Raw genomic sequence first — 21,943 nt, forward strand, 5'->3', positions numbered from 1 at the left:
GTTCCTCGGCCGCGCCCCACCCGCCCGCGGACGCTGGGGGCCCTTCACCCCGCCCCCCACCACACACGACACCGGGGCGCCCACCCCTCCGGGTGCCCCCGCCGCTGTCGTGTCGGGACAATCCGTTACCACGTTCCATCGGCCGCTCATGGGTAATTCATAGGAATAGCGGAACCGATAGCCGGAATACCGGGAAAAGTGCTGGCCGCACGTCCTGTCGGCCCGTCAGGGACGAGGCCGCGACACGGTCACTCGTTGGGGTGATTTATCCGTCGGCCATGACCTGATTGGCCCTGAGCGCGTTGTCTCCGGTGCGGGCATGCGGCCCGTGAGGATTTCCGGAAGGCAGGAAAGCGTATGAACAGGGTTGCCCAGAAGGGACTCGTCACCGCCATGGTCGCCGGCGGTCTGTTGGCGGGCGCCGGGTATGCCCAGGCCGATTCGGCCGCCCAGGGTGACACCACCGGATCGCCCGGTGTCCTGTCGGGCAATTCGGTGGAAGTGCCCGTCTCCATTCCGGTGAATGTATGCGGAAATACGATCAATGTGATCGGTTTGCTGAATCCGGTGACGGGCAACGCGTGCGCCAACACCTCGGCTCCGGCCGCCACGCACTCCTCCCCCGGTGCCAGGCCGGGTCGGCACGCGGGCGCACCGGCCGATGAGCGCGCCGTCCCCGCCGGGACGAACTCGGGCTCGGGCGGCGGCGCACACGCGGCGGGCGGCACCCGTAACTCGCCCGGCCTGCTGTCGGGCAACAGCATCCGGCTGCCGATCGACGTGCCCGTCAACATCACCGGCAACAGCGTCAATGTCGTCGGGATCGGCAACCCCTCCACGGGCAACACCTCGACGAACGGCTCGACCCCGCCGGTCGTGAAGCCCACTCCGGTGCCGACCGCCCCGCCCGCCCCGGCCCACACTCCGGTGCCCGCGCCGCCGAACGTCGAGGACCCCGCGGCCCCGACGCTGGCGCACACCGGTGCGGACGGCCTGCCGTATACGGCCGGTGGCAGCGCCGCCCTGCTGCTCGGCGGCGTCGTGCTCTACCGCCGTTTCCGGCCCGGCCGCGGCTGAACCGGCAGCGGTGCGACGTCCGGGGCCGCTTCCGGCATCTTGGACGCCGCCGGGGCCTCCGGCGGCGGCGCGGCCTTGCCGTCCAGCGCCCGCTGGGCGTTGAAGTGGGCGCCGACCAGCAAGGCCAGGTTGGAGAACCACAGCCACACCAGGAAGACCACGGTGCCGGCCAGCGGGCCGTAGAGCCGGTTGTACGTGCCCGCGCGGGCGGTGTACGCGGCGAATCCGACCGAGGTCAGCAGCCACAGCAGGACGGCGAGGGCGCCGCCGGGGGCCATCGCGCGCAGGCCGCGGGTGCCGCGGGGACCTGAGCGGAAGAGCACCAGGACCAGCGCGGCGGCCAGCACCAGCAGCAAGGGCCAGCGCAACACCCGCCAGGCGGTGATCACGGGGGTGTTCATGTGCGGCAGCTCCCCTATCCGGTGGGCGACCTCGCCGCTGACCACCAGGCTGCTGGCGCTGCACACCAGCAGGACGAGCAGCGCCACCGAGGTGATCACGATGCGCGGCGCGGTGCGCCAGGCGGGGCGGTGGTCGGTCACCCGGTACATCGAGTGCAGGGCGCGCCGGAAGACGCTGGAGTAGCTGCACGCCGACCAGACGGCGCCCGCGCTGCCGATGATCACCAGGGAGAGGGTCGCGGACCGGTCGTCGGCCATGTCCTGGAGCGCGGAGGCGACGATCGGCCGGGACGCGGTCGGGAGCAGGGAGGTGACCTCGGAGGCCAGCTGATTCTCCGAGGCACCGCCCGCCAGGCCCAGCACCGACACGGTGACCAGCAGCGCGGGGAAGAGCGCGAGCACCGCGTAGTACGTGAGGGCCGCCGCCCGCTCCGTGGCGTCCTCCTCCCATGCCGCCCCTATGGCGCGGCCGAGGGCCCGGATGGCGCGGAAGGTCGCGACGGTCTTCGGCAGCCGTCTTCTGTCAGCCGGCCGCGTGCCGCGGACCGCGCTGTCCTCAGTGGTCAAAAGTGCCCCTCACAGCGTCGAGCGGTAGGCGACCTGTGGCCCGCAGTGACGTATGCCCGGTGCCGGTCCACCCATGTGCGCCTTTCCGGGTACTGCCCGCCGCGGGGTCGCGGCACCTATCGTCGGCAGCGAACAGTGGCCGAACGCTGGGCACACGACGAAGGGAAGGACCGGACATGGCACAGGAAGTCCGCGCAGTGATCGCACCGGGCAAGGGCGAGCCGGTACGGGTGGACACGGTGGTGGTGCCGGATCCGGGGCCGGGCGAGGCGGTGGTGCGGATCCAGGCGTGCGGGGTCTGCCACACCGACCTGCACTACCGGGAGGGCGCGATCAACGACGACTTCCCGTTCCTGCTCGGGCACGAGGCCGCCGGCGTGGTCGAGACCGTCGGCGACGGCGTCACCGAGGTCGCGCCGGGCGACTTCGTGATCCTCAACTGGCGGGCCGTGTGCGGCCGGTGCCGCGCGTGTCTGCGCGGGCGCCCCTGGTACTGCTTCGACACCCACAACGCGAAGCAGAAGATGACGCTCAAGGACGGCACCGAGCTGTCGCCCGCGCTGGGCATCGGCGCCTTCGCGGAGAAGACGCTGGTCGCGGCCGGGCAGTGCACGAAGGTCGACCCGGCGGTGTCGGCGTCGGTGGCCGGGCTGCTCGGCTGCGGGGTGATGGCCGGGATCGGCGCGGCGCTCAACACCGGGAACGTGGGCCGCGGCGACTCGGTCGCGGTCATCGGCTGCGGCGGCGTCGGCGACGCGGCCGTGGTGGGATCGCGGCTGGCCGGTGCGGCCAGGATCATCGCCGTCGACATCGACGACCGCAAGCTCGCCACGGCGTCCGCGATGGGCGCCACGCACACCGTCAACTCCCGTGACCGCGACGCCGTGGAGGCGATCCGCGAGCTGACCGGCGGGAACGGCGCCGATGTCGTGATCGACGCGGTCGGCCGCCCGGAGACGTACAAGCAGGCGTTCTACGCGCGCGATCTGGCCGGGACGGTGGTCCTGGTGGGGGTGCCGAGTCCGGAGATGACGCTGGAGCTGCCGCTGTTGGACGTGTTCGGCCGCGGCGGCGCGCTGAAGTCGTCGTGGTACGGCGACTGCCTGCCGTCGCGGGACTTCCCGATGCTGATCGACCTGCATCTCCAGGGGCGCCTGGACCTGGGCGCGTTCGTCACGGAGACCATCGCGCTGGACGAGGTGGAGGCGGCGTTCGCGCGGATGTCCGAGGGCGACGTATTGCGTTCGGTCGTGGTGCTGTAGCGGCTCTAAGGTGAAGGCGGGCGCATGCGCGATGAGGCGCATGCGCGCACCTGTACTGCGAAGACGTCATTTCGAGGAGCCTTCAATGGCGCTGCCGCAAGGCACGCTCAGCCACCGCTACCGCGGCGAACACCCCGTCCGTACCCTCCTCTACCTCTTCGAACCCGACCGTCGCCGGGTCGGGTTCGCCGTACTCGCCTTTTTCGCCAAGCACACCCCCGTCTGGCTGCTGCCGCTCATCACGGCCAACGTGGTCGACGTCGTCGTGCAGCACCGGCCGATATCGGTGCTGTGGTGGAACTCGGCCGTCCTGCTGGTGATCCTCAGCCTCAACCTCCCGCTGCACCTGGCGTACGTGCGCTGCATGCAGGGCTCGATCCGCAGGACCGGCACCCGGCTGCGCACGGCGATCTGCCAGCGGATGCAGCAGCTCTCCATCGGCTACCACTCCCGTGTCAGCGCCGGCGTGCTCCAGGCCAAGGTGATCAGGGACGTCGAGACCATCGAGACGGCGGCGCAGCAGACCGCCGACAACGGTCTGGCCGCGATCGCCACCCTGAGCGGCGGCCTGGTGGTGATCGGCATCCAGGCGCCCGCCTTCCTGCCGGTCTATCTGATCGTGGTGCCCGCCTCCGCGATGCTGGTGGTGCGGCTGCGCCGCCGGTTGCGGCACGACAACGAGTCCTTCCGCCAGCAGGTGGAGCAACTGTCCTCGCGGGTCAGCGAGATGACGACCCTGATCCCCATCACCCGTGCGCACGGACTGGAGAACACCGCGCTGCACCGGGTGGACCGCACGCTGGGCGAGGTGCTGCACGCGGGGCTGCGGCTCGACCGGCTCAACGGCTGGTTCGGCTCGCTGGCCTGGATCCTGCTCAACGCGATCGGTGTGGCCTGCCTGGCGGGCTCGGCGCTGGTCGCCTACTACGGCTGGCTGAACGTTTCGGCGGGCACCGTGGTGATGCTCAGCGCGTACTTCTCCAGCCTCACCGGGTCGGTGACCACGCTGCTGACGCTGACCCCGCAGATCGGCAAGGGCCTGGAGTCGGTCCGCTCGATCGGCGAGGTGCTCCAGGCGCCCGACCTGGAGCAGAACGACGGCAAGGCCGAAGTGAAGGGCGTGGTGGGGCACTTCGAGTTCCGCGGGGTCGGCCACACCTATCCCGAGAGCGACCGGCCCTCGCTGGTCGACTTCGATCTGGACGTGCGGCCGGGCGAGACGGTCGCCCTGGTGGGCGGTTCCGGCGCGGGCAAGTCGACCGTGCTCAATCTGGTGATCGGCTTCCTGCGGCCGACGCATGGGCGGATTCTGCTCGACGGCGTCGACATGGAGGATCTGGACCTGCGCGACTACCGGACCTGGCTGTCGGTGGTGCCGCAGGACTCGATCCTGTTCGAGGGCACCGTCCGCGACAACGTCACCTACGGCATGACCGATGTGCCGGAGGAGAGGGTCAGGGCGGCGCTGCGGGACGCCAACGCGCTGGAGTTCATCGACCGGATGACCCACGGTCTCGACACCGTCGTCGGTGAGCGGGGCGCCCGGCTCTCCGGCGGGCAGAAGCAGCGGCTGGCCATCGCCCGCGCGCTGATCCGCGACCCGCGCGTGCTGGTCCTGGACGAGGCGACGTCCGCGCTCGACTCCCGCTCGGAGGCGCTGGTCCAGCAGGCGCTGACCCGGCTGGTGCGCGGCCGTACGGTCTTCGTGGTGGCCCACCGGCTGTCCACGATCCGCAACGCCGACCGTATCGTCGTCCTGGACGAGGGCCGTATCGCGGAAGTCGGTCCGCACGCCGAGCTGGTGCGCGGCGGCGGCGCGTACGCGGGTCTCCAGGCCGCCCAACTGGCCTGAGCCGCCCGCGCGTCGAAGGGCCTGTCGTCCCTCACCCGACGGAGCGGAGCACGCGCTCCGGGGTCGCTCCGTCGGGTGGAGGGCACGGCCGTCAGCCGTTCAGCGCACGGGCGACGATGGCCTGTGCCTCCTCCTGGACGGTGGCGAGGTGGTCGTCGCCGAGGAAGGACTCGGCGTAGACCTTGTAGACGTCCTCCGTCCCCGAGGGCCGCGCGGCGAACCAGGCGTTGTCGGTGCTGACCTTGATGCCGCCCAGGGCCGCGTTGTTGCCGGGGGCGTGGGTGAGCACGGAGGTGACGGGGTCTCCGGCGAGTTCGGCGGCGGGCACCTGCTTGGGCGAGAGCTCGGCGAGCACGGCCTTCTCCTCGCGGGTCGCGGGCGCGTCGATCCGCGCGTAGGAGGGGGCGCCGAAGCGCTCCGTGAGGTCCGCGTAGTGCTCGGACGGGGTGCGACCGGTGACGGCGGTGATCTCGGCGGCCAGCAGTGCCAGCAGGATGCCGTCCTTGTCGGTGGTCCACACCGAGCCGTCGCGCCGCAGGAAGGACGCGCCCGCCGACTCCTCGCCGCCGAAGGCCAGGGTGCCGCCGAGCAGCCCGTCCACGAACCACTTGAAGCCGACCGGGACTTCGGTCAGCGGACGGCCGAGGTCGGCCACCACCTTGTCGATCATCGAGGAGGACACCAGCGTCTTGCCGATCGCCAGGTCGGGCCGCCACTGCTCGCGGTGCCGCGACAGGTAGGAGATGGCGACGGCCAGGTAGTGGTTGGGGTTCATCAGGCCGCCGTCGGGCGTGACGATGCCGTGCCGGTCGGCGTCCGCGTCGTTGCCGGTGGCGATGCGGTACTCGTCCTTGCGGGCGATCAGCGACGCCATCGCGTACGGCGACGAGCAGTCCATTCGGATCTTGCCGTCCCAGTCGAGCGTCATGAACCGCCAGGTGGGGTCGGCGACCGGGTTCACCACGGTCAGGTCGAGGCCGTGCCATTCGGCGATCCGGCCCCAGTACTGGACCGACGCGCCGCCCAGCGGGTCCGCGCCGATCGTGACGCCCTCGCGCCGTACGGTCTCCAGGTCGAGCACCGACGGCAGGTCGTCCACGTAGCGGCCGAGGAAGTCGTAGCGCCCGGTGGTGTCGGCGGCGAGCGCCCGGGTGTACGGGACGCGGCGCACGCCCTTGAGGCCGTCGGCGATCAGCTCGTTGGCCCGGTCCTGGATCCAGCCGGTGGCGTCGGAGGCGGCGGGGCCGCCGCTCGGCGGGTTGTACTTGAAGCCGCCGTCCGCGGGCGGGTTGTGCGAGGGGGTGACGACCACGCCGTCGGCGAGGTGGGTGGTACGGCCCCTGTTGTACGACAGGATCGCGTGCGAGACGGCCGGGGTGGGCGTCCAGCCGTCGCTCTCGTCGATCAGCACCGAGACCTCGTTGGCGGCGAAGACCTCGAGCGCGGTGACCCGCGCGGGCTCGGACAGCGCGTGCGTGTCGGCGCCGAGGAAGAGCGGTCCCGTGGTGCCCTGCGCGGTGCGGTAGTCGCAGATCGCTTGGCTGGTGGCGGCGATGTGGTCCTCGTTGAACGCGGTGTTCAGCGACGAGCCGCGGTGCCCCGAGGTGCCGAACGCCACCCGCTGGCCGGTCTCGCCGGGGTCCGGGTGCAGCGCGTAGTAGGCCGTGATCAGGCGGGGTACGTCCACCAGGTCGTCCGGCCGTGCCGGTGTTCCGGCGCGCTCGTGCGGCATCCGCGTCTCCTTCGCTGCGTCATCGGTCGGGCCTGCCCTGACCATTCTTACCCCCGATGCGCGCCGGTGATCAGCGGGCGCGGTCGCGGTCGCGTGGCGGGCACGGTCGGGGATGTGCGGCGGGCGTGGTCGCGGGTGCGTGGCGGGCGTGGCTTTCACGGTTGCCGCGGCGCGGGGCCGCGACACTCACGCCTCGGCTCCCGGCGCTCTATGGTGACGGTCATGAGTAATCCGGAGCCGCCCGCCGAGGGTGTGCGGCTCTCCTCGGCGACCGGGCGCTGGGTGCTGGCCTGCTCGGTGCTCGGCTCGGGCATGGCGATGCTGGACGGCACCATCGTCAACATCGCGCTCCCCCGGATCGGGGAGGGCCTCGGCGCGACCCTGGCGGCGCTCCAGTGGACCGTCAACGGCTATCTGCTGACGCTCGCCGGGCTGATCCTGCTCGGCGGCGGCCTCGGTGACCGGTACGGGCGCAGGAAGGTCTTCGTCATCGGCGTCGTCTGGTTCGCGCTGGCGTCCGCGCTGTGCGGCGCGGCGCCCGACAGCGGCGTGCTGATCGCGGCGCGGGCGCTCCAGGGCGTGGGCGGGGCGCTGCTGACGCCCGGTTCGCTCGCCCTGGTGCAGTCCACGTACCGCCCGCAGGACCGCGCGAAGGCGGTCGGCGCCTGGTCGGGCCTCGGCGGCGTGGCGGGCGCGATCGGCCCGTTCCTCGGCGGCTATCTGGTGGACGGTCCCGGCTGGCGGTGGATCTTCCTGATCAATCTGCCGCTGGCGGCGGTCGTGGTGGCCATCGCCGTCCGGCACGTGCCGGAGAGCCGCGACCGTACGGCGAGCGGGAGCTTCGACATCCTGGGCGCGGTACTGGCCGCGCTCTGCCTCGCGGGCGTCACCTACGCGCTGATCAGCGCGTCCGGTCACCCCTCCCCCGTCGCGGTCGCCGTGCCCGCGGCGGCGGGTCTGGCGTGCGGCTGGGTGTTCCTGCGCACCGAGCGGCGCCGCCCGTCCCCGATGCTGCCGCTGTCGGTCTTCGCCTCGAAGCTGTTCACCTCGATGAATCTGGTGACGCTCTGTCTGTACGCGGCCATCGGCGGGGTGTTCTTCGTGCTGCCGGTGCAGCTCCAGATCGCCGCCGGGTACAGCGCGCTGCGCGCCGGTCTCGCGACGCTGCCGGTGACCGTCCTGATGCTGCTGCTGTCCGCGCCCGCGGGCGCGCTCGCCCAGCGGATCGGGCCGCGCTGGCCGCTGACGGTCGGTCCGCTGGTCACCGCGTGCGGCCTGCTGCTGCTCACCCGCGTGTCGCCGGACACCTCCTCGTACGTCGTCGACGTGCTGCCCGCCGTCGTCGTCCAGGGGCTCGGCATGTGCCTGTTCGTGGCGCCGCTGACCGCGACCGTGCTGGCCTCGGTGGAGGTCGATCACGCGGGGGTGGCCAGCGGGGTGAACAACGCGGCGGCCCGCGTGGCGCAACTGCTGATCGTCGCGGCCCTCCCCCTGGCCGTCGGCCTGTCCGACCACGCCTACCGGTCGCCGCACGCGGTGAACTCGGCGTTCGGGAAGGCGATGCTGATCTGTGCGGGCCTGTGCGCCGTCGCCGCGGTGCTGGCCGCGGTGCTGGTGCCGTCGGGTGCGCTGCGCGAGGACGGGGCGAAGGGGCCGCTCGCGCAGCCGGAGTGCGCGCCGCACTGCGGTGTGCTGGCGCCCCCGGTCGAGCCGGGCCGGCCCGAGCGGCCCGGACAGCCGGAACAGCCCGCCTGAGAGGCGGGGGCAGCCGATGAGGCAGTCCGTAAGGGCCGGAGGCCAGTCCGCCGGGGTCAGTCCGGCGGGGTCCGTTCGGTGAGGAGCAGTTCCAGGACGGGGAGCGCCGCGTCCAGCGTCGCGCGCTGCTCGTCGGTGAGCCACGCCATCCTCCGGGCGAGCAGTGCCGCCCGCTCGCGGCGGATGCGCTCCAGCAGGGCGCGTCCTTCCGGGGTGATGCTGACGAGCCAGGAGCGGCCGTCGGAGGGGTCGGCCTCCTTGCCGATCAGCCCGGCCTCCGACAGCGGCCTGACCGTACGGGTCAGGGAGGGGGCGGCGACCTGTTCGCGGGCGGCGAGTTCACCGAGCCGGATGGGGCCGAACTGCCCGATCCTGGCCAGCGCGGAGAGCTGCGCGTACGTCAGGTTGAGGTCGTCGGCGGACGCCTGGGCGAGCTGGCGGTAGAGCCGGGCCACGATCAGCGCGACCGCGGCCGGAGTGGCGCCCCCGCGCCCGTCGGTGTGGTCCATGGCGGGGGGCGCCTCCTCGGTCGGTTCGGTTACTCCTGCGGGGCGTGGGCCGCGCGGACGGCGCGGCTGCGGATCAGTGACGCGCCCGCCGCGACCAAGGACATCACGATGGCCAGGGCGAACACCACCACGAGGCCGTCGTGGAACGGCCCGGAAATCAGGTGCGGGAAGAATTCACGGCCGGTGAGCGTGTGCTGGTTGGCCGCCGGGAGCTTGCCGAGCAGGTCGGGGCCGAGCAGGTGCTGGATCGGGTTGTAGCCGAGGAAGGCCGCGAAGAGCGTGCCGACCGGCGGCAGATTGGCGATCTCGTGCGCGTTCGCCCCCGGCACGCCCTGGGCGACCAGGCCGCTGCTGAGGGTGCCGGGCAGCGAGCGGGCGAGTCCGGCGACCATGAGCGAGAAGAACACGCCGATGGAGAGCACCATGCCCGCGTTCTGGAAGGTGGCGCGCATGCCGGAGGCGGCGCCGCGGGCCTCGGCGGGCACGCTCGCCATGATGATCGAGGTGTTCGGCGCCGCGAACAGACCGCCGCCGACCCCGTTGAGGAAGATCAGGAACGCGAAGGCCAGATAGTTGAAGTCGGTGGGGAGCAGCAGCAGTCCCGCGAAGGACGCGGCCATCACGACGAATCCGGCGGCGGCGAAGAGCCTGGCGCCGTACCGGTCGGAGAAGTAGCCCGCGATGGGCCCGGAGACCAGGAAGCCGACGGTGAGCGGCAGCAGGAAGATACCGGCCCACAGCGGGGTGTCGACGTAGTCGTAGCCGTGCAGGGGCAGCCAGATGCCCTGGAGCCAGATGATCAGCATGAACTGGAGGCCGCCGCGGGCGATGGAGCCGAGCAAGGTGGCCGCGTTGCCGCCCGCGAAGGCCACGTTGCGGAACAGGCCGAGCGGGAACATCGGCTCGCGCACCTTGGCCTCGACAAGGCAGAAGACGGCGAGCATCGCGACGCCGCCGATCAGGCCCGCGAGTACCCAGGGGTTGGTCCAGCCCATGGTGTGGCCGCCGTAGGGCTGGATGCCGTAGGTGATGCCTGCGAGCAGCGCGGTCAGGCCGACGGCGAAGGTGACGTTGCCCCACCAGTCGACTCTGGCCTTGCGGCGGACGCCGGTCTCGTGGAGCGAGCGGTAGGCCCAGACGGTGCCGATCAGGCCGATCGGGACGTTGACCCAGAAGATCGAGCGCCAGTCCCACTCGGAGAGCAGGCCGCCGAGGACCAGGCCGATGAAGGATCCGGCGATGCCCGCGACCATGTTCACGCCGAGCGCCATGCCGCGCTGGCGGGCCGGGAAGGCGTCGGTGATGATCGCGGCCGAGTTGGCCATCAGCATCGAGCCGCCGACGGCCTGGGCGACGCGCCAGCCGATCAGCCAGAGCGCGCCGCCGCCGCCCTGCATCGGGTCCAGGGAGAGGATCACCGAGGTGACGGTGAAGATCAGGAAGCCGGAGTTGTAGATCTTGACCCGGCCGAGGATGTCCCCGAGCCGGCCGAGGGTGACCACGAGGACCGCCGTGACCAGCATGTATCCCATCAGCATCCAGAGCAGATAGCTGACGTTGCCGGGCTGGAGGGGGTCGAGGTGGATACCGGTGAAGATCGCGGGGAGCGAGATCAGCACGATCGAGGAGTTGATCGTGGCGATCAGCATGCCGAGCGTGGTGTTCGACAGTGCCACCCACTTGTAGCGCGGATGGTCGGCCGCTATGCGCGGTGGCCTCCGTTGTATTCGTGCCGCTGGCTCTTCGGCCGTCTTCTCGCTCGCCAACCCTCACACCCCACAGGTCGCGCAGGTACTTAACTTAGGTTAAGTAACTCTAACACCGAAGGGTGAACGGCCGACGCCGACGCCGTCACCGCCTGCGCATCAGCAGCCCCCGCAGATACGCCGCCTGCCCGGCGTGCTGGAGGTCGTCGGAGACGACGCTGATCAGGCGTACACCCAGGGTCACCGGCGGATTCCAGCGCTTGTCCACGACCCGGTCGAGGTCGTCGTCGGTCAGCTCCCGCACATGGCGGACGGTGTTCTCGTATACGGCGTCGTGGTAGCCGGTGAGCAGGTCGGCGGAGCTCACTCGGACGGCGGCGACGTCGTCCGGCCCGTCGCCGTAGCCGATCGCCCCGGCGGGGAAGGGCAGGTCGAAGCGGGCGTCCCAGCCCTGCGCGGTCCACGCCTGCTCGGTGCCCGCGACCTCGGCGACATGGTCGTCCTGGACGCGGGTCAGGTGCCAGATCAGCCAGCCGACGCTGTTGGCGCCCTCGTCCACGCGGAAGGCCAGCTCTTCGGGGGTGAGGCCGTCCACGGCGTCGTGGACCACTTCCTGGATCCGGCCGAAGGCGTCGGCCAGCAGTTCCGTGCTGTTCATCGGGGCTCCTCGTGAAGGATCGACAGCGGGCCACCGACGACAAGCGGCGGCGCCCCCTACTCCTTTCCCGCCCCGCGCACATACTCCGCAATATCTCCGCACCGCAGATTTTTTACGTATCCACGTCGATTGTTTGCGAGGAGCCCGTAAGATCACTGCGGTACAGCGCACCGGTCCCGGGCGGGTGACATCGTCCCCGCCCGGGACCGGTCGATTCGCCTGTCCGCTCAGCTAGCGCTCAGCGGACGCGCGGGTCACGAAGGCAGCGTCCACTGCTGGTTCGCGCCGCCCGCGCAGGTCCAGATCTGGAGCCGGGTGCCGTTGGCGGAGCTGGGCCCGGTCGCGTCCAGGCACTTGCCCGAGCCGGTGTTGACCAGGGTGCTGCCGCTGCGGGTCCACTTCTGGGCGGCCGTGCCGTTGCAGTCGTAGAGCTGCACCTGGCTGCCGTTGGCGGTGCCCGCCGCGGCCACGTCCATGCACTTGCCGAGCGCCTGGAGCGAGTTGTCGCTGCCGACCGTCCAGTTCTGCGCGGTGGTGCCGTTGCAGTCGTAGAGCTGGACCGCCGCGCCGTTGGCGCTGCTCGCGGAGGCCACGTCCACGCACTTGTTGGCGTAACCGGACCGGATCGGCCCGGTGGCGCCGCCGGTGGGCGGCGGAGTGGTGCCGCCGCCGGTGATGGCGTTGAAGATGCTGGAGAACTGGTACTGCGACTGGGGTGTGCCGCTGCACGAGTCCGACAACTGGCCGTTGGTGGCGCATGCCTTGTCACGGCCGAGCGACCAGAAGGACAGCTCCTGGATGCCGTTGTTCTTGGCGAAGGTCTCCAGCGACTGCGCGTTGGCGGTCGAGAAGACCTCGTTGGTCGAGTCGTTCACCCCGATCATGGGGGTGTTGCCCTCCATCGCCCAGAGCTGCGCGGAGGTCTTGGTGTTCCAGATGGCGCCGAGCTGGCTGTGCAGCGCGGTGGCCGCGCTGATGGCCGCCTGGCCCATGTCCATCGACGGCCCGTAGTCCATCGTCATGATGTTGACGAGGTTGACGTTGAGGCCGTTGCTCTTGGCGTTGTTCAGCAGGCTGAGCGAGTTGGACTCCAGGCCCGTGGGGTTGACCGGGAGCGTGTAGTCGATGTCGAGCTTCTTGCCGGCCGCCGCGTACTCCTGCTGGAGCTGCGCGAGGGCCTGGTTGCGCCGGTCGTTGGCGGTGGTGTTGTTGAGCGCGCCGCCCTCGATGTCGAAGTCGAGGCGGGTCAGGTTGAGTCCGTCGATCACGCGCTTGTACTGGGTCTTGAGCGCGGCGACCGACGTACAGGAGATGCCGATCTCGGTGCCGCCCGCGCCGCCGAAGGAGGCGATGACATCGCCGCCGCCGGACCGCAGGGTGTTGATGGCCGACGTCCAGCTCGCGTCGGTGACCGAGGTACTGCCGTTGAAGGTGGCGTTGCAGCCGCCGCCGTCGATGACGAACGCGAGGGTGAAGTACTTCAGCCCGGTGGCGTTCTTCACCGCCGCCAGCGCCGACGGGGAGTTCCAGACCTCGGCGTAGGGCGCCGCGTACTGCGCGGGGAAGCCGGGGCCCGGATTGGCCGCGGCCTGCGCCGGAGCGCCCGCGGCCAGCAGCAGTCCCGCCGCGAGTGCGGGGACGGCGGCGAGTGCGGTCAGCGCCTTGAGCCGAATGCGCGGTCTGTTCATGGGGGGAGACCTTCCGGTAGCGGACAGCCGGACCCGCGCACCCGGATCGGTTCTGATCCGTGAACGGCGGACTCCGACATGACTGAGGGCGCATCGGCGAAGGTAGGACTAGACCAATGCCACGTCAAGCCCTCACGTTCACCAACTGAAGACAACCGCACGCCTTTTGCTCTCCAACCCCGCCCGTGAACGCATGCGGGAGGTGCCCGCGTTCGAGAGCCGAACGCGGACACCTCCCAGCTGACGGCCGCTCCTCAGCGGCTGCCCTTAGTTGTTGACCTTGATGGTGAAGGTCGAGGTGGTGTTCTTGATGTCCTGGAAGTTGTCGCTCAGGTGCAGACCGTTGAAGGTGACGGAACCAACGGCCGGTCCCTGACCGGCCTCCGGCAGTTCATTGGCCCACAGACCGAATCCCGACTTCGCGTCGTACGCGTCACCGCTCTTGTGGGCACCGGTGATCGAGATGTTGGTCAAGATGGTGTCCGTGATCGGGAACTGCGGCTGACCGCCCACGTAGTTGGTCTGGAACATGATGCCGCTGTACGTCGGATCGGTGATGTCCACATCGCTGATGCGGATTCCCTGGAACACCTTCGAGGCCGAGAACAGCCAGATGGCGGGGAAGGTCTGGCCGTTCCAGAAGTGACCGCCCGTTCTGGCGAGCGACACGTTCTGGATGTTGGTCGGCACGGTTCCGAAGCCGTTCATCGCGTAACCGAAGTCCAGCGAGCTGACGGTGATTCCGGAGTAGACCAGGGTGTCCGCGATGTAGATGTTCCGGAAGGTGTTGTTGTACCCGCCGTACACCGCGACGCCCGCCGCGCGCCAGGTCAGCAGCGACGTCAGGTTCTCGAACACGTTGTTCTTCTCGTCCGCGCCGCCGGCGTCGATGGCGGAGAACAGCGCGAAGCTGTCGTCACCGGTCGCCCGCGACTCGTTGTTGAAGACGTGGTTGTCCGTGGAGCCGTTCGTCATGTTGACGCCGTCGGCGAACGTGTCACGGATACGGGAGTTGCTGATCACCATGTTGTCGGTGTTGGCACCCCAGTACATGCAGACCGTGTGCTCGACCCAGATGTTGTCGATGGTCATGTTGGCCACGTTGGAGAGGTCGAAGACCTTTCCGGGACCGTCGATGCGCGAGGTGTAGTTGCCGAAGAACGCGAATCCGGAGAACGTCGTCCCGTTGGCGGTGGCGTCCGCGCGGAATCCGGCGTCGGTGTTCGACTGGTCGGCCGGAGTGCGGAAGCGGGTGAACCACGGACCGGCGCCGATCACCTTGATCGACCGGCCGTAGACCTGGAACTTCTGGGCGGTCGAGTAGTCACCGGTCGGCAGGTAGACGCCGAGCTTGGTGGTGTCCTGTCGCGCCGCGTCCAGGGCGTTCTGCACGTCCTGCTGGGTGAAGCCGGTCGGCACGACGTACTTCGTCGGGTCCGGGTTCGGGATCACCGTGGCCTGCTCGGTGTTGATGAAGTCGATCGCGTACGTGCTGGTGTTCGCGGCGTCCTTCTGGAGCTTGATCGTGCTGCCCGCCGGGACGGTCGTCCCGAGCAGCAGGTTGGCCTCGTCGTAGATGTGACGGGGGCCGCCCGCACCCGGGCTGTTGCCGGGGCCGGTCTCGTTGCCGTACAGCCAGGCGTACTTGGACGTCAGGTCGATGGCCTTGAGGAACGTGCCGTTGACGTAGACGTTCAGGTTGGAGTTGATGCCGTCGCCGCCCGCGGCGTCCGGGATGGAGTAGCGGACCACCAGCGTGTTGGTGCTGGCGCGGGTGGTGAAGGACACCGACTGCCCGGTGGAGTTGAGCGTCACCGCCTTGCGGCCGGACGCCTCGCCCGCGATGTCGCCGACGGTCCGGTTGGGACCGACGACCTGGGCGCCGCCGCCGAGCACGCCGTCCTCGGCCTCGTACGAGTCGTACGGCATGTTGGCGCCGCGACCGACGAAGAAGGACAGGGTGCTGGTGTTGTTGGCCTGCTTGGTCGCCACCTCGTTGGCGTCGACGGCGATCACCGTCTTCACGGTGTACTTGCCGTTGACCGCGGTCCAGCTACCCAGGTTGATCGGGCTGGTGGTCGCTCCGGCCGCGATGGCGCCGCTGTAGGAGCCGGTCAGCGTCTTGATGACACTGCCGGTGGTGGCGTCGGCCAGGGTGAGCGTGACGTTGTGCGCGCCGCTCGCCGAGGCCACGGTGCCCTGGTTCTTGATGGCCACCGAGAAGTTGACGTTGTTGCCCGCCGACGGGTTGCCCGGCGACCAGGCGACCGGCGAGGCCACCAGGTCGGAGGTGTCGACCGGCTTGACCACCAGGGCGGTCGGGTTGGTGTAGCTGTTGTTGGTCTCGTTCTGCTCGACGACCTTGTTGGACTCGTCGACCTTGGCCGTGAGCTGGTAGCTGCCCGCGTCCTTCGCGCCGATGTTGGCGGTCACGACGCTGCTCGCGCCCGCGGCCAGCGCGCCGACGGTGCCGGTGCCGACCTTGGTGGTGCCGAGGTAGAAGTTGACGTCGGTGGAGGCCGCCGCGTCGGTGCCGATGTTCTTCACCGTCGCGCTGAGCGTGATCGGGTCGGTCTCGATCGGCGAGGCGGGCGAGGCCGTCAGGGAGCTGACGGTCAGATCGGGGTTGGGCCCCGGTACGCCGATGACCTGGAACTCGGCCGCCTGGCCGCCGCCCGCACCGGTGTTGGAGCTGAAGGTGAGGCGCACGTCAGCGACCCGGCCGGAGACCGGGATCGTCACCGAGTTGCCGGTGGACGGGCTGAAGTTGTACGCGGTCGCGGGCGAGAGCTGGGTGAACGTGCTCGCGCTCTGCTCCCGGCCGGAGACCGCGATGGTCTGGGTCCGGTTGCCCCACGAGGCGTCGGGGTTGAGCTTGACCACCACGGAGCTGGTGTCCACGTTGGAGCCCAGCGAGACGGTCAGGGTGCTGGTGCCGCTGCCTTCCCAGTACGTCGACAGGCTGTCGTCGTTGGCGTTGGCGGCGACGAAGTTCTGCACGGTGGCGGACGCGACGATCGGCTTGCCGACCGCCAGGTTCGTACCGCCGACGCTGGTGCCGTTGCGGGTCACCGTGTTGCTGTTCGCCGACTCGTTCCCGGCCGCGTCCTTGGCCCGTACGAAGTACGAGACGGTCGCGGTGTCGGGCTGGCTGTCGGTGTAGGTCAGCACGTTGGCCGCGGTGGTGGCGATCTGGCTGCCGTTGCGGAAGACCTCGTAGCCGGTGACACCGACGTTGTCGCTCGACGCCGTCCAGGTCAGCTTGATCTGGCCGGAGGCGGGCTGGGTGTACGCCAGGCTGCCCGGTGCGGTCGGCGCCTGCGTGTCACCCGAGGTGCCGGTGCGCGTCACGGTGTTGCTGTGCGCCGACTGGTTGCCCGCGGCGTCCTTGGCGACCACGTAGTACGCCACGGTCGCGGTGTCGGGCTGGCTGTCGGTGTACGTCAGCACGTTCCCGGCCACCGAGGTACGCAGCGCGCCGTTGGCGTACACGTCGTAGCCGGTGACGCCCGTGTCGTCGGTGGAGGCGCTCCAGGTCAGCTTGACCTGGCCGGACGCGGGCTGGGTGTACGCCAGGTTGGCGGGCGCGGTCGGCGCGGTGGTGTCACCGGTCGTCGGCCCGTACACCTCGAACTCGGATATCTGGCCCGCGGGCCAGCCGGTGTTGCCGGTGATGTTCAGCCGGACGTACCGGGTCGTCGTCGAGTTGAAGTTGATGGTCACCGTGTTGGCCGACGACGGGTTGAAGGAGTAACCCGCCGAGGCGACGATGTCGGTGAACGTGGTGCCGTTGGTGCTGCCCTGGACGGCCAGGGTCTGCGTGCGCGTCGACCAGCTCGTGGCCGGCGGCAGCTTCAGCACGACCTGGTTGACCGCCACCGCGGAGCCGAGGTCGACCCGGAGCCACTGCGGGAAGGCGTTGTTGGAGCTCTCCCAGTACGAATTCGCGTCACCGTCAACGGCGTTGCCCGAGCCGTAGACGTCCGCGTGGCTGGACTCCGCGGTCGGCTTGCCCTTGGCGAGGTTGACCGTCGAGGCCGCGGCGGCCTGCGCGGTGATCTCGGAGAGCTGGGCGGAGGACCCGGCGGAGTTCCCGGTCACCTCGGCGCGCACGTAGTGCGCCATGGAGGCCGGGAAGGAGATCTTGACGGTGTTGCCGGTCGACGGGCTGAAGGTGTACTTCGCCGAGCCGACCAGGGTGTTGAAGGTCTCGCCGTCCTCGCTCGCCTGGATCGAGAGCGTCTCCGACCTGGACTTCCACCCCGAGGGGACCTTCAGCCGCACCTGGTCGATGCGGGTGGTGCGGCCCAGGTCGATCTGCGCCCACTGCGGCAGGGACTTGCCCGAACTCTGCCAATAGGTGTTCTGGTCGCCGTCGTTGAGGTGGGCGGCGCTGTTCTTGCCGCTGGTGCTACTGACCGAGACCGCGCTGTCGGTCGCCGGACTTGGCTCTCCCGATGCCATGGCGGGAAGAGCGGACCCGCCCAGGAGCAGCAGGCTCGTCGCGGTCACCCCCGCCATCAGCCGTGGGATGGAGCGCTTCGTTCTCATAGCGTCCCTCTATGTCGTGTCCGGCGCTTCGTCGCGACCGGAGCGGTGGGAGGTTCAGGAGACGGACTATCCGAAACGTGCGGGTTGAGCATATGAAGTTGCGCTCTTCCCATGCAGATCCATCGTTGTTCTGCGAAAAATTTGCGTTTGTGTTGGCAGAGTGTTACAGACGCGCTACGGCGGCGTCTACGCCTCGGAAGGCAACGATTCATGCCATGGCAAAGCCAGTTGGCGGACCTGCCGGTTTCCGGACATGCCTGAGCGCCCGCGCGTGGGCGGGTCGGGTGACAGTGGGTACGCGTGAGAGCGGTCTCACGTCACAGCGGGTTCGCCCCCGTGCTTCAGGGGAAGGCGCGCAGTGTGGCGCCGAGCGTTACGCGCGGTCGTCGGAGCCGGCCAACGCCTCTTCGACGGAGTCACGGACGGCCAGCACCATCGGCAGTCCGACCAGGCCGAAGAGCCGGGCGACGAAGGGAGAGGGAGCGGCGAGCCACAGGCGACCGGGGCCAAGATCGACATCGGCCCGCAGCAACTCGTTCACCGTGGAGGAGTCACAGAAAGTGACCTGCGACAGATCGAGCACCACGCGGGGCGCGTCGTCGCGCCTGGCCGCGGCCAGCGCAGCCCGCAGCGGCTCCAGGGTTTCCAGGTCGAGCTCGCCGCGCAAGGCGAGGACCAGCGCGGTCCCGGCCCGGCGGACGGCCACCTCGACCGGTCTCCCGGCACCCTCTCCGCCACCGCTCACAGCGCTTCCTTCACTCTCTGCCGCACCGGCGGCCGTACGAGGCGTTCCGTCGCCCCCGTGCTGCCCGACATGCGCAGTCACGCGAGCCACCCTAGTAAGATCGTTGCCACTTGACAACAATATCCATCGGACAAGAGTCTGTGCCGACGCACACGTGTTCGTGTCACGGCATGGGTGCGGGTCGGGATGCGAGTGCGCGGGCGACAGCGCCCGGGGCGGGGAGCGGTGCGTGATGCTAGGCGGAGTCCGCCGCACGGCGTGCGGGGTCGGCGGTGGTCGCACCGGGTACGGCCGCACCGGCGGCGGCACGGCGGAAGGCCGTCAGTCCCTCAGCGAGCGCCGCCAGCTCGTCCGGCGCCATCCGGCCCAGCACGGCCTTCACCTCGCGGGCCCTGAAGTCGCGGAATTCGGCGAGTGCCGCGTGCCCGCGCCGGGTCAGCCGCAGTTCCACCTCGCGGCGGCTGGTCGGGCTCGTCTGCCGGTCCACCAGACCGACCGCCTCCAGCCGGTCGCAGAGCCTGCTCACCGAGGACGGCCGCGATCCCAGCGCGTCGCCCAGTGTCCGCAGATTGGCGCCCTCGTACTGTTCGATCGCGAACAGCGCCCGCACCTGCGACGGTGACAGGGGGCCGGACGGTGCGGCCTCCTGGCCTCTCCCCCACAGGACCTCCAGCAGTTCCGACACAGCACTGGCTTCATGAGCGACCTGCTCATGGCGGTGAGGCGGAACGATGTGGGGCACCTGGCCACTGTGCCACTGACGACGGCCGTTTGTCAGCCCGCGCCTCCCCGCACGGGCCCCCTGCCACCCGCCGCGCCCACCTCGTCACCCCGCCCTCACCTCGGCCGCCGTCCCCGACCCCCCTTCACCGCCACCGTCCGTCAGCACCGCTTCAGCCCCCCACACGCCGTCTCTCCCACCGATCGCAAAGGCTGTCCCGCCCGTGACGAACTTCCTGGCCGTAGAACGCGCTCTGCGCTCCGCGGCTCCCTACGCTCTGCTGGACACCGCGCGCACCGCGCTGGCCGAGCACTACGGCACGGTCTCGGCCGACCTGCTGCTGGCCGACTACAGCACCACGGTGCTCCAGTCGGTCGACGTCTCGGCGCCCGCCAGGCTCTCGCTGCCGGTGCACAACACCCCGCAGGGCAGGGCGTTCGGCAGCCAGCAGCCGGTGGAGCAGCGCGCGGGGCGGGACGGCGAGGTCACCGTGCATCTGCCGGTCACCGTGCGCGGCGACCGGCTGGGCATCCTCACGGTCGTGCTGCCCGCCGACCGGCACGCCGTGCAGGGCGTCGGCGAGCTGGCCGAGGTGGCCGAGCTGCTCGGACGCGAACTGGTGGTCGCCGAGCGGGACACCGACCACTATCTGATCGCGCGCAGGGCCACGCGGCTCACCCTGGCGGCCGAGATGCAGTGGGAGCTGCTGCCGGGCCGCGCCTTCGCCCGGCCCGAGTACGCGCTCGGCGCCCAGCTGGAGCCCGCCTACGCCATCCACGGCGACAACTTCGACTGGTCGGCCAGCCCGGACACCCTGACCCTGGCCATCACCAACGGCATGGGCGCGGGCATCGACGCGTCCCTGCTGACCAGCCTGGCCGTCAACGCGCTGCGCAACGCGCGCCGGGCGGGCATCGGCATCGCCGACCAGGCCGCGCTCGCCGACCAGGCCCTGTGGTCGCGCTACCGCGGCGCCGCCCACGTCGCCACGCTGCTGCTCTCCTTCGACGTGCCCAGCGGTGTGGTGCAGGTGGTGGACGCCGGGTCGCCCCGGCTGTGGCGGCAGCGCGGCAAGACCGTCGAGCGGGTGGCATTCGACGAGCAGCTGCCGCTCGGGATGTTCGAGGAGACCCTCTACGTGGCCGAGGAGTTCCAGGTGCTGCCCGGCGACCGGCTGCTGTTCGCCAGCGACGGCGTCTACGCCACGTACTCCCCCGAGGGCGACGCGTACGGCGACCGGGCGCTGATCCGCGGCCTGTCGGCGACGAGTCTGCTGCCCGCCGCCGACGTGCCGGGCGCGGTGCTGCGCGAGCTGCCCGACTACCGGGGGCACGAAGCGGACGACGACGCGCTGGTGGTCTGCCTCGACTGGTTCGGCCCGCAGGAGGAGACCGGGGCCTGAGCCGTACGGTCGTATACGGTCGCCGCGCCCGTCAGCCGTACGTTGGCGCGAGCTCGCGCGCCGGCTGTCAGCGCAGGACCGCACGGGCAGCGCCCAGCCGCTTCTTGATCATGTGCAGCCAGGGGTGCCGGTCGCTCTGCTCGCGCGAGTAGCGGTCCAGCTCCTCCACCAAACGCTCCGACCGCTTCTCGACGGCCAGCTCGTCCAGGATGCGGTCGACCTCGGCCAGCAGCGCGCCGTGCAGCTGCCACTGCCGGGGGTGCTCGCGCACCTTGGCGAGCAGCAGCTGGGCGGTCCTGTCACGGCTGGCCGTGCTGTCGGCGAGGGCCTGCGCCAGCTGCTCCTCCGCCGACTGCGCGTTGGCCGCGACCTGGGTGGTGATCAGTACGGCGAAGCTCTCGATCGCGTGCGCCACGTGGTCGAACAGCTCCTCCAGTTCGACGGCGACGTCGTCGGGGAACAGCGACTCCTCGGTGCGGTGCTTGGCGAGGTCGGTGAGCGTCCTGGACAGCACGCGCAGCACCACCGCGCAGATCTCCAGGGTGTCGAGCCCCGTCCGCAGCACGATCCGGGAGAGCACGCCCTCGCGGACCCGCGGATTCCACCGCAGGCTGTCCTCCGCCTGCCGCAGCGAGGCGTCGACCTCGACGATGTCGTGGTCGACGCGGCGCGCCTCGTGCAGCCGGGCGGCGGCGCGCTCGACGGGGAGGTGTCCGGCCAGCTCGCCGCCCATGTCGCGGAAGAGGGCGCCCATCCGGCGGGACAGCGACTCGATGGAGCCGCCCGCGGACTGCACCCAGACCGGCGGCGCGAACAGCAGGTTGAACAGCAGGCCGACGCCCGCGCCGATCAGCGTCTCCAGCACCCGGTCCCACGCGGTGTCCGCGACCCGGGTCACGCCGAGGACGAGCATCGCGCTGATCGCGACCTCGGGCACGAACTCGCCGACCCGTACGACGCGGCCGATCAGCAGCGCGCTGAAGATCGTCAGACCCAGGCTCCACCAGCTCAGCCCGACCAGCGCGCTGAAGCCGATGGCGATCAGGACGCCGACCACCACCGAGTTCACCCGCCGGATGCCGGTGGTCAGTGTGGAGTAGAGGGTGACCTGGACGACCAGCAGAGCCGTCAGGGGCGCGGTCAGCGGGGCGGGCTGCGGGGTGAGCTGGACGGCGGCGACATAGGCGATGACGGCCGCGGCGGTGGACCTGAGGGTCTGGGCCGCGGCCGGTTCCGTGGTCCACCGGACCAGCTTGACCATGGGTTCTGGTACGTCGGGCATCCCGTGCACGTTCCCGCTCTCGGCGATCTCAGTGG

The 21,943-nt window shown here is 70.4% G+C and carries 15 protein-coding genes; 5 read left to right on the forward strand and 10 right to left on the reverse strand.

Annotation, left to right across the window (positions count from 1 at the left end; translation table 11 throughout):
* Positions 1-357: 357 nt before the first annotated feature.
* Positions 358-1,077: a chaplin gene (locus ACIP4Z_RS33935; RefSeq protein ID WP_401314309.1), complete on the forward strand. Its 720-nt coding sequence runs from the start codon at positions 358-360 to the stop codon at positions 1,075-1,077.
* On the opposite strand, the gene ACIP4Z_RS33940 is transcribed toward ACIP4Z_RS33935, so the two are convergent.
* Positions 1,047-2,045 (reverse strand): YihY/virulence factor BrkB family protein, encoded by a 999-nt coding sequence (locus tag ACIP4Z_RS33940; protein WP_401314311.1) that lies wholly within the window; start codon positions 2,043-2,045, stop codon positions 1,047-1,049. The genes ACIP4Z_RS33935 and ACIP4Z_RS33940 overlap by 31 nt on opposite strands.
* Positions 2,046-2,221: 176 nt before the next feature.
* On the opposite strand from ACIP4Z_RS33940, the gene ACIP4Z_RS33945 reads away from it, so the two are divergent.
* Together ACIP4Z_RS33945 and ACIP4Z_RS33950 are read left to right on the forward strand one after the other, a co-directional pair.
* Complete coding sequence (locus tag ACIP4Z_RS33945; RefSeq protein ID WP_355347666.1) at positions 2,222-3,307, forward strand: S-(hydroxymethyl)mycothiol dehydrogenase; 1,086 nt, start codon at positions 2,222-2,224, stop codon at positions 3,305-3,307.
* A gap of 85 nt (positions 3,308-3,392) precedes the next feature.
* A complete protein-coding gene (locus ACIP4Z_RS33950; RefSeq protein ID WP_391050739.1) occupies positions 3,393-5,159 on the forward strand; it encodes an ATP-binding cassette domain-containing protein in 1,767 nt (588 codons plus the stop codon).
* A gap of 91 nt (positions 5,160-5,250) precedes the next feature.
* Here ACIP4Z_RS33950 and pgm read toward each other — a convergent pair whose 3' ends face one another.
* Complete coding sequence (gene pgm, locus ACIP4Z_RS33955) at positions 5,251-6,891, reverse strand: phosphoglucomutase (alpha-D-glucose-1,6-bisphosphate-dependent) (protein WP_355347672.1); 1,641 nt, start codon at positions 6,889-6,891, stop codon at positions 5,251-5,253.
* Between the two features lie 222 nt (positions 6,892-7,113).
* Between pgm and ACIP4Z_RS33960 the strand changes: the two genes are divergently transcribed.
* Positions 7,114-8,646 carry an MFS transporter gene (locus ACIP4Z_RS33960; protein WP_401314314.1) on the forward strand — a complete coding sequence of 511 codons (1,533 nt, stop codon included), beginning with the start codon at positions 7,114-7,116 and terminating at the stop codon, positions 8,644-8,646.
* 56 nt (positions 8,647-8,702) lie between these two features.
* On the opposite strand, the gene ACIP4Z_RS33965 is transcribed toward ACIP4Z_RS33960, so the two are convergent.
* The 7 genes from ACIP4Z_RS33965 to ACIP4Z_RS33995 form a co-directional block, all read right to left on the reverse strand.
* A complete protein-coding gene (locus tag ACIP4Z_RS33965) occupies positions 8,703-9,155 on the reverse strand; it encodes a MarR family transcriptional regulator (protein WP_355347678.1) in 453 nt (150 codons plus the stop codon).
* Positions 9,156-9,184: 29 nt separating this feature from the next.
* Positions 9,185-10,804 (reverse strand): MFS transporter, encoded by a 1,620-nt coding sequence (locus ACIP4Z_RS33970; RefSeq protein WP_391161365.1) that lies wholly within the window; start codon positions 10,802-10,804, stop codon positions 9,185-9,187.
* Positions 10,805-11,006: 202 nt separating this feature from the next.
* A complete protein-coding gene (locus tag ACIP4Z_RS33975; protein ID WP_355347681.1) occupies positions 11,007-11,519 on the reverse strand; it encodes a DUF664 domain-containing protein in 513 nt (170 codons plus the stop codon).
* Between the two features lie 254 nt (positions 11,520-11,773).
* Entirely contained in the window at positions 11,774-13,207 is a 1,434-nt protein-coding gene (locus tag ACIP4Z_RS33980; protein ID WP_355347684.1) for a ricin-type beta-trefoil lectin domain protein, read from the reverse strand.
* Positions 13,208-13,474: 267 nt separating this feature from the next.
* Positions 13,475-17,758 carry a discoidin domain-containing protein gene (locus ACIP4Z_RS33985; protein ID WP_401314317.1) on the reverse strand — a complete coding sequence of 1,428 codons (4,284 nt, stop codon included), beginning with the start codon at positions 17,756-17,758 and terminating at the stop codon, positions 13,475-13,477.
* Between the two features lie 373 nt (positions 17,759-18,131).
* Positions 18,132-18,503 (reverse strand): STAS domain-containing protein, encoded by a 372-nt coding sequence (locus tag ACIP4Z_RS33990; protein WP_355347690.1) that lies wholly within the window; start codon positions 18,501-18,503, stop codon positions 18,132-18,134.
* Positions 18,504-18,738: 235 nt separating this feature from the next.
* On the reverse strand, positions 18,739-19,245 hold the full coding sequence (locus ACIP4Z_RS33995; protein ID WP_355347693.1) for a MarR family transcriptional regulator: 507 nt from the start codon (positions 19,243-19,245) through the stop codon (positions 18,739-18,741).
* 202 nt (positions 19,246-19,447) lie between these two features.
* Here ACIP4Z_RS33995 and ACIP4Z_RS34000 point away from each other — a divergent pair, with 202 nt between their 5' ends.
* Positions 19,448-20,626, forward strand: coding sequence for a PP2C family protein-serine/threonine phosphatase (locus tag ACIP4Z_RS34000; protein WP_355347696.1), 1,179 nt, complete (start codon positions 19,448-19,450; stop codon positions 20,624-20,626).
* Positions 20,627-20,693: 67 nt separating this feature from the next.
* Here the strand turns inward: ACIP4Z_RS34000 and ACIP4Z_RS34005 are convergent, their stop codons facing one another.
* A complete protein-coding gene (locus ACIP4Z_RS34005) occupies positions 20,694-21,908 on the reverse strand; it encodes an aromatic acid exporter family protein (RefSeq protein WP_401314319.1) in 1,215 nt (404 codons plus the stop codon).
* Between the last annotated feature and the right edge of the window lie 35 nt (positions 21,909-21,943).

The organism is Streptomyces sp. NPDC088910 (genome assembly GCF_044749865.1).
Lineage (GTDB): Bacteria > Actinomycetota > Actinomycetes > Streptomycetales > Streptomycetaceae > Actinacidiphila.